Here is a 13,655-nt window from a genome sequence, read left to right on the forward strand (position 1 = left end):
CCGCAGCCACCGCCTCATAGCGCCTGCCCGTCGTCGCTAATGCCGTCGCACAGCACCATCGGAGCCCCATCGCTGGCGTACTCAATCCGCGCCGTCACGCCATAGGCAAGGCGCAAGCGCTCGTCTGACAACGTTTGCTGGGCAGCGCCACTGCCTAACAACCCATTCCGGCCAAACAGCAGCACGCTGTTAACGTGCTGAATGGCGAGATTGATATCATGCATCGCCGCCAGGCAGATCGCCTGATGCTCGGTAACGTAATCCCTCACCGCGTGTAACAACACCAACTGCCAGCGCATATCGAGCGCACTGGTCGGTTCGTCCAGCAGCAGTAATCGCGGTTTCCGCACTAGCGCCTGTGCCAGCGCCACCATCTGCCGTTGTCCGCCGGAAAGCGCCCGCATCGGTACCAGCGCCAGATGGGTGATCGCAAGACGCTCAAAGACCTCTTCGACCTGCGTATCCAGCTGACAGCGGCTGATCCCGGGCGCATGCGCGCGACAGGCGCTGCAGACCGCTTCGTACGCCAACAGTGAACTCGGTTGGGGAAGGCTCTGCGGCAAGTAGCCAATGTCGCTTAGGCGCTCTTTGCCTGCCAATCGCGAGAGGTCGCGGCCAAACAGCGCGATGCGTTCCGCGCTGGATTTTTGCAGTCCAGCGATGGCCCGCAGCAAAGTGGACTTGCCCACACCATTCGGGCCCAGTAGCGCGATGGTATTGCCGGCATTGAGGTCCGGTAGATCAAGACCTTGGAAGATGGCCTTGTGGCGATAGCAGACGCTGATTCCCTGTACTTCGAGCGCGCTATTCATTGCGGCCTACCGGTACTGAACAGCAGCACGAGGAACACCGGTATCCCCACCAGCGAGGTCACAATGCCCAGCGGTAGCACCATGCCATGAACCAGGGTTTTGCTTAGCACGTCTGCCAACGCTAGCAATACACCGCCGGTTAGCGCGCTGGCAGGAAGATAGAAGCGATGATCTTCTCCCACTAGCAGCCTGGCCATGTGCGGGGCAATCAATCCGATAAAGCCGATTACGCCGATAAAGGAAACCGCCACGGCGGACAGCAGGCTAACCCGCAGTAGCGCTAATCGGCGCACCCGTGCCACCGGAAGACCCAGGCTGCGCGCGTGATCTTCACCGCTGCGTAGCACCGTTAGCATCCAGGCATGACGCAGCGATAGCGGCAGACAGATCACCAGCACCGCCAGCACTATCGCGTCACGCTGCCATGAGCTTTGATGCAGGCTGCCCATGCTCCAGAACAGCAGCTGCTGCAGGGCATCCGGGCTTGCCACCAGTTGCACCAATGCGTGCAAGGCATTGAAGACAAAGTTGAGCGAAATGCCGAACAGCACAATTCTGTCTCGCTGGACGCCCTGCCATAGCGTAATCAGGTCAATCAGCCACATCGCGGCCAGTGCGCACACAAAGCCGGCAAGTGCTGTCATATAGCCGCCCGACAGCCACCACAGCGACATATTGAATACTATCGCCAGCGACGCACCCAACGCAGCGGCCGCCCCCACCCCAAGCGTAAACGGGCTCGCCAACGGGTTATCCAATACCGTTTGCATTTCGGCACCGGCAAGGCCCAATGCGCTACCGGCAAGCACCGCCATTAGCGCCATCGGCAGGCGTAAATCCCACACAATCAGGCTTGTTAGCGAATCAGCAGCGCCGTGGCCCACTAGCGCCTCCAACACTTCTGAAGGTGCCAGCATGGCAGGGCCTACGGCAATATCCAGCAGCAGCGCAGCGCCCAATAAGCCTGAGAGTAGTAGTAGCGTGAGCCGACGATGCCGGGTGAAGCGCCGATAGCTGCCAGCGATGGTAGAAGCGGGAGAAGACATTACAAAGGTCAATGATAATTAATGTTATTTGAGGCTGAATGATATCTGAACCATTCCTTATCCGCTATCCCCCGGCGCCGCTACCACCGTTGGTTTTGCTATTCCCGGCGTCGCTATCCCCGCCCTGCTTCGCTATCGCTGCTCCGCTCCCCAATAGCGAGTCAGATGTGGTGATTACCCAAGGCTGACTGCGGGTTACTCCGCGATTCCCACCGCAATCCCCCACCACAATGCCCCGCGACACTGTTACCATCGTGTTTTCAGAACCGTGTCGGAGCGTGCGTCCCTTGCTTAGGCTTTTACATACCGCAGATTGGCAAATCGGCAAGTCATTCGGTCAATTCGATCCCGACGAGGCGGCACTGTTAGCGCAGGCGCGTATCGACGCGATTGGGAAACTGGCGGCCGTTGCCAATGAGCACCAGGTGGATGTGGTGCTAGTGGCGGGTGATGTGTTCGATGCGCAAACCGTCGCCGACAAAACCATTCATCGGGTGTTCAACGCCATGCAGGCCTTCGCCGGCCATTGGGTGCTAATTCCCGGCAACCACGATGCGGCGCTGGCGGAATCGGTATGGAGCCGTGCCGAGCGGCTTGGGGCCGTTTCGGATAACGTAACGCTGTGCCTGACGCCGGAAGCGCTGAGCCTCGATGCGCTCAAGCTGACCCTGCTGCCTGCCCCGCTCACCCAACGTCATACCTATCAGGATCTGACGGCGTGGTTTGATCACGCCGAATCCCCCGCCGAGCACTATCGCGTTGGCCTTGCTCATGGCAGCGTGCAAGGCGTGCTGGATGACAGCATCGATTCGGCTAACCCTCTCGCGCCTGAGCGTGCTGCTAGCGCACGGCTCGATTATTTGGCGCTGGGCGATTGGCACGGCGTGAAGGAAATCAATCCGCGCTGCTGGTACTCAGGGACGCCCGAGCCCGACCGCTTCCGCAGCAACGATGCAGGGCATGCGCTGCTGATCAGCATTGCGGCACCGCAAGCCATCCCAGAGGTCACGGTGCTCGACACTGGCAGCTATCGCTGGCATCAGCAGCACTACGAGCTGCGCGTTGACTCCGATCTTGCGGCACTGGAGCAGTGGCTGGCGTCGTTGAACGATCACGATGTAGTGGCCTTGAGCCTGGAGGGCACCCTCGACCTGGCCCTGCACCATCGCCTTGAGCGGGTGCTGAACCAAACCCAGGGACGGGTGCGCTCGCTACACGCCGAGATGCACCAGCTCCGGGTCGCGCCCAGCGAGGAGGATCTCGCTCAACTGGCGGCAGAAGGCTATGTCGGTGAGGTGATCGACGAGTTGAAGAACGAGCAGCACGGCGAGCAAGGTGAAGCGGCCCGCGATGCGCTGATTCTGCTGGCGGATATGCTCGGCCAACAGCGCGGCGACAAGGAGGCCCAGCGATGAAATTGCTGTCGTTGCAGATCGCCGAATTCAAGAAATTTATCGAGCCAGTGCGCATCGAACACTTCGATGCTGCCATCAACCTCTTCACCGGCCCCAACGAAGCCGGTAAAAGCACGCTGGCCGAGGCCATTCGTAGCGCCTTCTTCGAGCGCCATCGCGCTCACCTGCCGCAGTTGCGCCCGTGGAGCGATAGCAGTGCCGCGCCTGAAATTCACCTTGAGTTCGAGCATCAGGGGCAGCATTACCGTCTGGATAAACGCTTCCTCAAGCGTGCGCGCTGCGAGCTAAGTATCGACCACCAGCGTTTCGAAGGCGACGACGCTGAGCAGCAGCTCAAACAGCTGATGGGCTTTCAGCACCCTTCCCGCGGTGCCAGCGATCAGCGCGATTGGGGCATTCCGGGGCTTCTGTGGATTGAGCAAGGCAGCGCCCAGCAGATTGCCGAACCGGTCAGCCATGCGGCCGGACGCTTGCAGGAAGTGCTTGAAGGCATGATGAGTGAGCTTGCCACCGGTGCAGGCAGCGATGCGTTGATGACGTCGTTGCGCCAGCAGCGTCATCAGCTGCTCACCGAGCGCACCGACAAGCCGCGCGGCGATTACGACAAGGCGATTAATCGCTGCGAGCAGCTTAAGCACCAATTGGCCGAACTCGATCAGGCGATTGCTCACTATCAGTCGCGAGTCGATGAATTAGCACGATTGAAGCAAGAGCAGCGCGACGAGCAGCAACAGCAAACTTTGACGCGCCTAGCGGAGCAGTTGGAAGCCTCGCGCGCAGCGCTCAGCGAATGGCAAGCCAAACAGCAGCAGCTTAGTAGCGAGCAAAACGCTATGGCGGCGCTCGATCGCCAGCTGGCGCTGCTTAAGCAAAGTCTCGACGACTTCGCTGCGCAGCAGCAACAGCAGGAAAGCTATCGCGCGGCGCTGGCCGCCAGCCGTACAGCGCTCGACGAACTGACGTTGCGGTTGACTGATGCCAAGACACGCAGCACCACCGCCAGCGAGCAGCGGCGCCAGCACCAGCGGCTTTTAGAGCAGGCACGCCAGCGCGCTGATAGCGACCAGCGTCAGCAGCAATTAGTGCAGCTTGAACAGCAGCACCGCGCGAGCCACCAACAGCTGACGCGTGCCAAACAGCTCGTCAGTACCATTCAGGACCTCACGCAGCGCAAGCGCTCGCTGAGCATCGATAGCGCGGCGGTCAAGGCGCTTCACGAGCAGCAGGCAGCGCTAAATGAAATCAACGTCGAGCAGCGCGTCGCGGCAACCCAACTGCGCTACCAGCTCGATTCAGGACAACAGCTCAAGCTCGGTGATCGCGTGCTGAGCGGCACAGGCGATGCTCAACTGGTGGATACCACCCAATTGGTAATCCCCGACGTGGGCACGCTGACCATTACCCCGGGCGGCGCTGGGCTGGCGCAGTTGAGTGAGCGTGCCGAGACTATCGCCCAGCATCTTCAGCAAAAGCTCGCCCAATTGGGCGTTACGTCACTTGAAGAAGCTGACCAGCGCCTTGCCACGCTCGCCGAGCTTGATGGCGAGCTCCAACTGGCCGAGGCACGCTATGCCGACAGCGCTCCGCAAGGCCTCGACGCGCTGCAGCGCCAGCTCGACGCGCTGGAGGCAGACATTGCCCAGCAGCGCACAGCGCTCGAGCACACTGCAATCGACGCGAGCGATGAGCCATTGCCTGATCTCGACGCCTTGGTACAGCAGCAGCGTGAGCTCGAACAACTTAGCGAACAGGCCGAGCAGCAGTGGCACCAGCTTCAACTCGACGCAGGCCGTGCCGAGGTGGAGCATCAGCGCAACCGCGAGCAGCTCGAGCGCTTGGTGGCATCGCTCGAATCAGCGGAGCGCCAACAGCGTCTGACCTCGCTGCGCAACGAGCACAGCGAACTTGAGCGCACGCGCCAACAGCATCAGCAGCGCCACGACGCCCTGCAAGAGAGCCTGGCGGCAGCACCGCTAGCGCTGCTGGAACAGGATGTCGAACGGCTAACGCGCAGCCTTGAAAAAAGTCGCCAACGCGACGCCCAGCGGCGTGACACCATTACCCGTCTAGAGGGCGAGCTTTCCAGTCAGGGCGCGCAAGGGCTGGAAGAGCAGCGCGCCGAGCTTGCCTCCGAATACGCTCGGCAGCAGCAGCGCGTGAGCGAATTTTCGCGCCGCGCCAAGGCGCTCACACTGCTGCTCGAGCGGCTCGAAAGCAAACGCCAGCAGTTGGTACAACAGCTGCAGGCACCGCTACAGGAAAAGCTCAACCACTATCTCGGTATTCTGTTCAAGGATGCCTCGCTGACCCTTGATGAGCAGTTGGTGCCGACCCTGCTGGCGCGCCGCAGTACCACCGGCAACCACAGTGAACAGCACGAACTTGAAGCGCTCAGCTTTGGCGCCCGCGAACAGCTGGGCGTTGTCTGCCGCTTGGCCTACGCCGACCTATTAAAAGAGAGCGGCCACCCTACCCTGATCATGCTTGACGACGCGCTTGTGCACAGCGACGCCGAACGGCTCGGACGCATGAAGCGCGTTCTGTTCGATGCCGCCACCCGCCACCAGTTGCTGATCTTTACCTGTCATCCCGACGCCTGGCGTGACCTCGGCGTTGATGAGCAGCGTATTGAGGCGTTGGCGCAGGGAGAGTGAGCCTCAGGGTTCTTCTGGCGTCCATGCCTTGGTGACACCTGTAGCGCCTCACGCTAGTGCAGAGGCTTCGAATGGAATGCCATTCGCCCCGTGCGGGCCGAAGCTCAATGAAAATCACGGCTGCCAACGGGAATGCCGTCGAGCAGTTCGCTTAGATCGTAGAAGTGCTGGGCGATCAGGTGGCGTACGCCTTCTTCGCACTCAAGCCGACCGCTTACCCGCATCAGCCGTGCGTTGAGCAATACGGTGCGCAGCCGTTCGGCCAGCGCGCGCCATACCACCACATTGACCATGCCGTGCTCGTCTTCGAGGGTGACGAAAATCACCCCAGAGGCGGTACCGGGACGCTGGCGTCCAATCACCAGACCGCTCACGTGAACCTGGGTATTGTTGGCGAGCTGCGCCAGACGCTGCGAATCGTGACAGCCGCGCAGCTCAGGCCTATGGCGCAGCAGTGCCATCGGATGCTCGCCAATGGTGGTGCCCAGTACAGCGTAGTCGGTCACGAGTTCCTGCCCTTGACTGGGCGCGGTCAGGGTAACCTCGTCCTGTTCGGTATCAGGTAGATCGTCGAACAGCGGGCGCTGCGCTTCAATGCCCGCAACCTTCCAGCGCGCCTGATGGCGATGCCCCGCCAGGCTCTTCAGCGCATTGGCGTCGGCCAGCAGATTCAGCGCACGTTGCTCAAGCCCCGCGCGATAGGCCAACTGCGCTACTTCGGTGAAGCTTGCCTGCTGCCGTGCTGCGATAATCTGCTCGGCGTCCTGACGCCGAAAACCTCGAATCTGATTGAAGCCCATCCGAATGGCGGCTTGCGCGGGATCACGCTGGCTCGGCTCCAGGCTGCACTCCCACTCGCTGTGCTGCACATCAACGCCGGCCACTTCAATACCATGATGCCGAGCATCCTTGAGCAGTTGACCGGGGGCGTAGAAGCCCATCGGATAGCTATTGATCACCGCACAGGCGAAGGCGGCCGGATAGTGGCACTTCAGCCAACAGCTGGCGTAGGTCAGCAGCGCAAAGCTGGCGGCGTGGGATTCCGGAAATCCATAGCTACCAAAGCCTTTGATCTGCTCGAAAATGCGCAGCGCAAAGGCATCGCTGTAGCCGCGCGCCAGCATGCCCTCACGCAGTCGCTCGCGATGCGTTTCGAGCCCGCCGTGGCGCTTCCAGGCCGCCATCGAGCGGCGCAGCTGATCGGCTTCGCCAGGGGTATAGCCAGCCGCATGAATCGCCAGTTCCATCACCTGCTCCTGAAACAGCGGCACCCCCAGCGTACGCTTGAACACCTGCTCCAGCTTGGGTGACAGTTGCTCAACGGCTTCTTCCCCGCGGCGGCGCTTAAGGTAAGGGTGCACCATGCCGCCCTGGATGGGCCCGGGGCGCACTATCGAGACCTGAATCACCAGATCGTAGAAAGTTGCGGGCTTAAGCCGCGGCAGCATCGCCATTTGGGCGCGCGACTCGATCTGGAAAACCCCCACCGTATCGGCCTTCTGAATCATCCGGTAGGTGGCGGCATCCTCTTGCGGCAGCGTCGCCAGCGTCCAGCGTTCGCCGTAATACTGCTCGACACAATCGAAGCAGCGGCGCAGCGCGCTCAGCATGCCCAGCGCCAGCACGTCGATCTTTAACATTCCCATCAGATCGAGATCGTCCTTGTCCCACTGGATCACGGTACGCGCTTCCATTGAGGCATTTTCGATCGGCACCAGCCCCTCCAGCGGCACGTCGGAGATCACAAAACCGCCGGGATGCTGAGAGAGATGACGCGGGAAACCGATCAACTGAGCGGCCAGCACCAGCACCTTCTGCATCACCGGGGTGTGTGCGTCGAAGCCCTTCTCGGCCAGTCGCTCAGCGCTTGGCAGCTGCGACTCCCAGCCTCCGCAGCAGTCGGCCAGTTCGTCAATCTGATCGGCAGGCAGCCCCAGCGCCCGCGCCACATCGCGAATGGCGCCCGCAGCGTGATAGCTGCTGACCACTGCGGTGAGCGCCGCCCGCTCACGGCCGTAGCGCTGAAAAATGTACTGGATGACCTCTTCGCGGCGTTCGTGTTCGAAATCAACGTCGATATCGGGGGGCTCGCCGCGTTCGCGGGAGATAAAGCGCTCGAACAGCAGATGCGCATGAGTGGGATCGAGCTCGGTAATGCCCAGCGCATAACAGACGACGGAGTTGGCCGCGGCACCGCGCCCCTGGCATAAAATGGCGCGACTGCGCGCGTAGGCCACAATATCGTAAACGGTCAGGAAGTAGTTTTCGTACTTAAGCTCTTCGATCAACGCTAGCTCATACGCCAGCCGCTGGCGCACGTCGTCGGTGACTCCTTCGGGCCAGCGCTGCTGCGCGCCTTCTTCTACCAATTGGGTGAGCCAACTGATGGAGCTATGCCCCGCCGGCACTCCTTCGTGCGGGTACTGATAGCGCAGCTCGTCCAACTCGAACTGGCAGCGCTCGGCGACAACCAGCGTTTCAGCCAGCGCTTCGGCGGGATAAATTTCGGCCAGCGCCTCACGGCGGCGCAAATGCCGCTCGCCGTTGGCAAACAGCCGCCATCCCGCATCAGCCACACTGCAATGATGGCGCACGGCGGTCATCACGTCCTGCAAGGCGCGCCGACCGCGGCTGTGCATATGGACGTCTCCCGCCGCCACAACGTTGACGCCCAGCGCATCGGCCAATCGATAGCTGTCAGCCGTAGTGATTAAATCGTCCTGCCCATAGTGCAGCTCAAGCGCCAGCCATAAACGTTCGGGAAAGCAGTGCTGCAACTGCCGCCCGATCATCAGACGCTGCTCGATATCGCTTGAAGACGGCCACTCGGGCACCCACAGCGCACAGAGCCCCGCGTTGTGCTCAGGCATGCTACAGAGATCGCTGTAGTGAAGCTGGTAGCTGCCCTTGTCGGCGCGCCTGCGGGCCTGCGTAATCAGTTGGCAGAGGCGCTGATAGCCCGCCAGATGCTCTACCAGCAGTACCAGCTTGAGCGGTACTGGCGATTGCTTGTCTTCATTCGGATGCGGCCAGACCACGCTGAACTCGGCACCGACAATCAGCTTGATGCCGTGAGCGGCGGCCGCTTGTTTAGCGCGCACAATACCGGCCAGCGTAGCTTCATCGGTAATTGCCAAGGCTCGATAGCCTAGCCGTGCAGCGCGCTCGAAGAGCTCGTCGGCGCTGGAGGCTCCGCGCTGAAAGCTGAAGTTGGACAAACAGTGCAGCTCGGCATAGTCGGCCGCTGGCGTTGAGATCATCCAAACCACCCTTGCAGCCACCACTGCTGGTGTTGGTCACGAAAGGCCCAGCCGCGCCGCCCTTCAGCCGTTTCAACCAGGTAGTAATCGCGGCGGATATCACCATCGTCCCACCAGCCTGATTCGATGCGTTCAGGGCCGGCCAGAATCTCGCAGGCGTGATGCTGAAACGGCTGCGGCTGGCGTAATAGCCAACCGGGCCGGGTGCGCTGATCGGCACGCGCGTGGTGGTCGTACTGGGACGGCGACGCGTGCTCGGGGCGATGCTCCTCACGCAGCCCAAGCGGTTTGAGCGCTTGTTCGCCCAGCCGCGCGCGCAATCGCTCCTGCAACTGGCGCCAGCTTTCGCCCGCCGTTGCACGGCGCTCGAACAGCCCTTGCTTTTCTGGCACGAAGGGCAACAGCTCACGCGCCTTGAGGTGCAGCGCCACGATAGGACGCTCAACCTCGATGCGCTCAAGCCGCCCACGGGCGTACTCAAACAGCGCGTCGGCGCTGCGCTCAATGCTTAGCAGCCCCACATTGACCGCTGTAGAGGTGCCTTCGTCATCTTCAAGCCACACGCTAAAGCGCTGCACACCGTAATCACGCCCCTGGAGCAGCAGCACTAGGTCGTTGATGAGTCTGCGCAGGGGAAACAGCAATGCTTGCAGTGATGTCGCCTCGAACTCGAGCGCCAGACGCTGTTCGAAGTGCTCCGCCGGTTGATAAAACTCAAGCGGGGTCGGCAAGCTGCCGCGCAATTGCTCAAGATGCTGTAGCAACTGCGCAGAGAAACGCCGTGCCAGCGTACTGGGCGGCAGCCGCAGCAGCTCATCAAGACGGGTAATGCCCATGCGGGCCAGCGCCGCTACGTCGTCGCTGTTGAGTCCACTGTGCGCCAACGGTAGCGGGGCCAGCCATTCAAGCCATTGCTCGTGGCTGGCAACGGCATAGCCATCGACGGCATTGCACAGAATACGGGCCGCTAACGGATAAGGCGCCGCGTTCAGCCGGTACTCAAGGCCCAGCGTATCCAGCGCACGCCGCATGCGCTGCTCAAGTTCGGGCCAAGGCCCCAACAGCGGCAGACTGCTGGCCACTTCGATCAGCAGCGCATCGCCCTGATACAGCGCCACTTGCGAACTAAAGTGCCCGGCCCAGTTAGCCAGCAGCTGTAGCAACGCCTGAGTACGTTCGGCGTCATGGGGTTGAATCACCAGCTGATGACAGCGCGCCCGCGCAGCAGCAACCGCCATGCCCGGCTCAATGCCGCTGGCACGAGCAGGCGTATTGGCACTGTGGACACGGCGGCGCTGTGCGGGGCCGTCGATCAGAATCAGCGGCGCGTGTGGCTGTGGCTGATGGCGCAGCACCGCATCGAGTGCCAGCCGTGGGAAATAAAGAGCGACCCAGCGCAGCATGCTTTTACCCTGTGCTCCGTTAGCTCAGCGCCACGGCTGTCGCAGCAGGACGCGCACCGCGGCATTTCAGCACCGATAGCGTGCGGCCCTGCAGTAACAGCCGCACCACCGCCGGAGAAGCCTGCTGCTGAGCAGCTTGCCGACGCCACACGAAGGCATGGGCGCTGCCGCTGTCAGCGGCACTGTGCAGGCGCCGCAGCGCCGTTGCGCTGGCACGCTGCGGCCAGCATAGCACCGCCCCGCAGCAGCCAGAGCGCAGGCACTGTTCGGCGGCCCACAGCACGTCGTCGTCGTTGCAGTCGAGCAGCGTTACCCACTCCAGTGACACCCCTGCCCTGGCCCAGGCGTGCGCACAGGGCAGCCACGGAGGCGCAATCAGCACCACCGGACTGCGCTGCTGCGTCAGCCGTGCCAACAGCGGCCACAGCAGCGCAAGTTCACCGAGGCCAGCGCCATCGGCCAGCAGCTCGATCAGCCCCTGACGGGGCCAGCCGCCCGCCAGCTGACGATCAAGCTCGCGATGTCCGGTGGCCAGCGTTTCGCTAGCCGCTTCCGACGCCGCATGACGCCGCCCCGTCCACAGCTGCTGACTGTTCATCAGTTGCTGTAGCGCGTCGGTATGTGTGGCGCGGCGCGAGGTGCTGTGTATCGACATGACGTGTTACCTAAAAGAGCCTGCACTAATAGGTGTAGTTTGTACGCTGTTTGTTAATAGCTGTCTATATATACAGTATTCAGAAACGACATATAGCCTGCCATCGCTGCGATATGGCTCGCACTTCGTCTTTCATGTCAGTGAGATAGCGCGCGTCGGAGTGAGAGTCATGCGAATAGCGCAGCAGAGACGTACCTTGCGCTACTACATGCGGGCTGCGGGTAACGTGGCTGCACACTAGGGCGGCAGCGCTGGCTTCTCGCTAACGCTGCTGAAAAAGGAAGGAAGGCTACAAACAACAAGCGCAGTGCTGTCGATCAGCCCTGCGCTTGGAAAGGGATGGCGGTAAAGGACGCGCCGTGCAACGCGGGGGCGGGCCCCTTTTAGAAGCCTCTGTAGCGAGCCTATGGCTCTATAGGCACGGCTCCGCCTCAGTTACAGAAGGCGAGCAACGGCTCGCCAAACCGCATGCCACGCGTCGTTACTTGCGTCGCGTTAGATTACCAAACAGCCCGCGCACCAACTGACGACCGCCCTGCTTCAGCACGCTTTCTACCACACCCTGACGACCATGGGAGCCAAACAGCACGCCTTTCAGTTCGTCGGTCCAGCTCGAGGAATCGCCGCTCTGCTTGCTAGCGCTCGACTTGCCATCGCTCGACTTCTTCGCGCTCTCGCTAGCTGCCGCGCCGCTCTCCTGCGACTCGTCGTCACCGCTCTTCTGCTCCGCTCGCTTGGCCAGCAATTCAGCCGCTGATTCGCGATTAACGGCGGTGTCGTATTTATCACCGAACGGGCTGTCGGCCAGCACCTGTTGACGCTCTTCGTCACTGATCGCGCCCATGCGGCAGCGCGGCGGAGCGATACGGTCATGCTCTACTGGCGTGGGTACGCCGTTGTCGTCCAGCAGCGATACCAGTGCTTCCCCGGTGCCTAGTGCCGAGATCGTCTTCTTCACATCGAGCTTGGGATTTTCGGGGAAGGTTTCTGCTGCCGTTTTGACCGCTTTCTGATCGCGAGGCGTATAGGCACGCAGCGCATGCTGGATGCGGTTACCCAACTGCCCCAGCACCGGCCCCGGCATATCGTCGGGAAACTGCGAACAGAAGTAGACGCCAACCCCCTTGGAGCGAATCAGACGCACCACCTGCTCGATACGGTCCATCAACGCATCGGGCGCATCGTCGAACAGCAAATGAGCTTCGTCGAAAATAAACGCCAGCTTGGGTTTGTCGGCATCGCCCACTTCAGGCAGTTGCTCGAAGAGCTCGGACAGCACCCACAGCAGGAAGGTGGAATAAAGGCGCGGCTTCAGCACTAGCTGATCGGAGGCAAGAATATTGATAACGCCACGCCCATCGCTGTCGGTGCGCATCAGGTCGTCAAGCTCCAGCGCAGGCTCACCAAAGAACTGCGTCGCGCCCTCTTTTTCGAGCCCCAGCAGCGAACGCTGGATGGCCGCCACGGTTTGCGCACTGATCAGGCCGTACTCTTCAGAGAGCGCCTTACGCTCCTCGGACACCAGCTTGAGGATGGCGCGCAGATCGTCGAAGTCGAGCAGCAACAACCCTTGATCGTCGGCAACCTTGAAGGCAATTTCGAGCACGCTGGACTGGGTATCGTTCAGCTCCAGTACGCGACTGAGCAGCGTCGGTCCCATTTCACTGATGGTCGTACGTACCGGATGCCCTTTCTTGCCGTAGATGTCCCATAACACCGTGGGGCTCGCTTCGGCGGCATAATCTTCGATGCCCATCGCCTTGGCGCGCTCCACCAGCTTGTCGTCACCCTTGCCAGGCATCGACAGGCCCGCCACATCGCCTTTCACGTCGGCCATGAAAACCGGTACGCCGATCCGCGAAAAGCCTTCCGCCAGCGTCATTAGCGTAACGGTTTTGCCGGTACCGGTAGCGCCCGCCACCAGACCGTGGCGGTTGGCATACTTGGGTTGCAGCAGCGCGGTGACATCGCTGTCGACACTTTTGCCGAGGGTAATCGGTTGCATCACATATCCTGCGTCGGAAAGAAGAAAGAGTTGCTTGGTGGAAACAGTCACTGAGCGCAAGTTTATCCTAAAAAAGCGCAAAACCCACCCGTTCACGGCAGCTCAGCACTCAGCACTCAGCACTCAGCACTCAGCACTCAGCACTCAGCACTCAGCACTCAGCACTCAGCACTCAGCACTCAGCACTCAGCACTCACATAATGACAGCGCTGCGATAAGCCATCGTCAACATGCCGCCGATGCAAGATGCACAACGACGGCTGTGGCCGCTGGCAATCGAACTTTTGCGCGAAGGCGCACGCACCCTCCATTCGTGGCACTCGGCACCGTCGCGGTGCTTCGATGCGCTGCGGTGATGCACTCAGGCGCTTTAGCAGCGCCGTAAAATGCCACCGCCCTTGCAAA

The 13,655-nt window shown here is 61.4% G+C and carries 8 protein-coding genes; 2 read left to right on the forward strand and 6 right to left on the reverse strand.

The genetic code is table 11. From position 1 onward, the window contains the following. Nucleotides 1-14: 14 nt before the first annotated feature. Together R84865_RS06660 and R84865_RS06665 are read right to left on the reverse strand one after the other, a co-directional pair. Nucleotides 15-812: an ABC transporter ATP-binding protein gene (locus R84865_RS06660; RefSeq protein ID WP_435639175.1), complete on the reverse strand. Its 798-nt coding sequence runs from the start codon at nt 810-812 to the stop codon at nt 15-17. After that, nucleotides 809-1,858 (reverse strand): FecCD family ABC transporter permease, encoded by a 1,050-nt coding sequence (locus R84865_RS06665; RefSeq protein WP_435639176.1) that lies wholly within the window; start codon nt 1,856-1,858, stop codon nt 809-811. Before R84865_RS06665 ends, R84865_RS06660 begins: the two co-directional genes overlap by 4 nt. 287 nt (nt 1,859-2,145) lie before the next feature. Here R84865_RS06665 and R84865_RS06670 point away from each other — a divergent pair, with 287 nt between their 5' ends. Beyond that, entirely contained in the window at nt 2,146-3,273 is a 1,128-nt protein-coding gene (locus R84865_RS06670) for a metallophosphoesterase family protein (RefSeq protein ID WP_435639177.1), read from the forward strand. Further along, nucleotides 3,270-5,927, forward strand: coding sequence for an AAA family ATPase (locus tag R84865_RS06675; protein ID WP_435639178.1), 2,658 nt, complete (start codon nt 3,270-3,272; stop codon nt 5,925-5,927). The genes R84865_RS06670 and R84865_RS06675 overlap by 4 nt, the downstream gene beginning before the upstream one ends. A 104-nt stretch (nt 5,928-6,031) precedes the next feature. Here R84865_RS06675 and R84865_RS06680 read toward each other — a convergent pair whose 3' ends face one another. From R84865_RS06680 to R84865_RS06695, 4 genes are all read right to left on the reverse strand, one after another. After that, a complete protein-coding gene (locus R84865_RS06680) occupies nt 6,032-9,187 on the reverse strand; it encodes an error-prone DNA polymerase (RefSeq protein ID WP_435639179.1) in 3,156 nt (1,051 codons plus the stop codon). Further along, complete coding sequence (locus R84865_RS06685) at nt 9,184-10,590, reverse strand: Y-family DNA polymerase (protein ID WP_435639180.1); 1,407 nt, start codon at nt 10,588-10,590, stop codon at nt 9,184-9,186. Before R84865_RS06685 ends, R84865_RS06680 begins: the two co-directional genes overlap by 4 nt. Before the next feature lie 19 nt (nt 10,591-10,609). Then, a complete protein-coding gene (imuA, locus tag R84865_RS06690; RefSeq protein ID WP_435639181.1) occupies nt 10,610-11,245 on the reverse strand; it encodes a translesion DNA synthesis-associated protein ImuA in 636 nt (211 codons plus the stop codon). Nucleotides 11,246-11,726: 481 nt separating this feature from the next. Continuing rightward, a complete protein-coding gene (locus R84865_RS06695; protein WP_435639182.1) occupies nt 11,727-13,250 on the reverse strand; it encodes a helicase HerA-like domain-containing protein in 1,524 nt (507 codons plus the stop codon). Between the last annotated feature and the right edge of the window lie 405 nt (nt 13,251-13,655).

This window comes from Carnimonas bestiolae (assembly GCF_051251145.1).
Taxonomy (GTDB): domain Bacteria; phylum Pseudomonadota; class Gammaproteobacteria; order Pseudomonadales; family Halomonadaceae; genus Carnimonas; species Carnimonas bestiolae.

What these genes read in the sequence shown, in the direction of transcription:
- R84865_RS06660 (WP_435639175.1), bottom strand. Translation starts at nt 812, where the DNA reads ATGAATAGCGCGCTCGAAGTACAGGGAATCAGCGTCTGCTATCGCCAC.
- R84865_RS06665 (WP_435639176.1), bottom strand. Translation starts at nt 1,858, where the DNA reads ATGTCTTCTCCCGCTTCTACCATCGCTGGCAGCTATCGGCGCTTCACC.
- R84865_RS06675 (WP_435639178.1), top strand. Translation starts at nt 3,270, where the DNA reads ATGAAATTGCTGTCGTTGCAGATCGCCGAATTCAAGAAATTTATCGAG.
- R84865_RS06680 (WP_435639179.1), bottom strand. Translation starts at nt 9,187, where the DNA reads ATGATCTCAACGCCAGCGGCCGACTATGCCGAGCTGCACTGTTTGTCC.
- R84865_RS06685 (WP_435639180.1), bottom strand. Translation starts at nt 10,590, where the DNA reads ATGCTGCGCTGGGTCGCTCTTTATTTCCCACGGCTGGCACTCGATGCG.
- imuA (WP_435639181.1), bottom strand. Translation starts at nt 11,245, where the DNA reads ATGTCGATACACAGCACCTCGCGCCGCGCCACACATACCGACGCGCTA.
- R84865_RS06695 (WP_435639182.1), bottom strand. Translation starts at nt 13,250, where the DNA reads ATGCAACCGATTACCCTCGGCAAAAGTGTCGACAGCGATGTCACCGCG.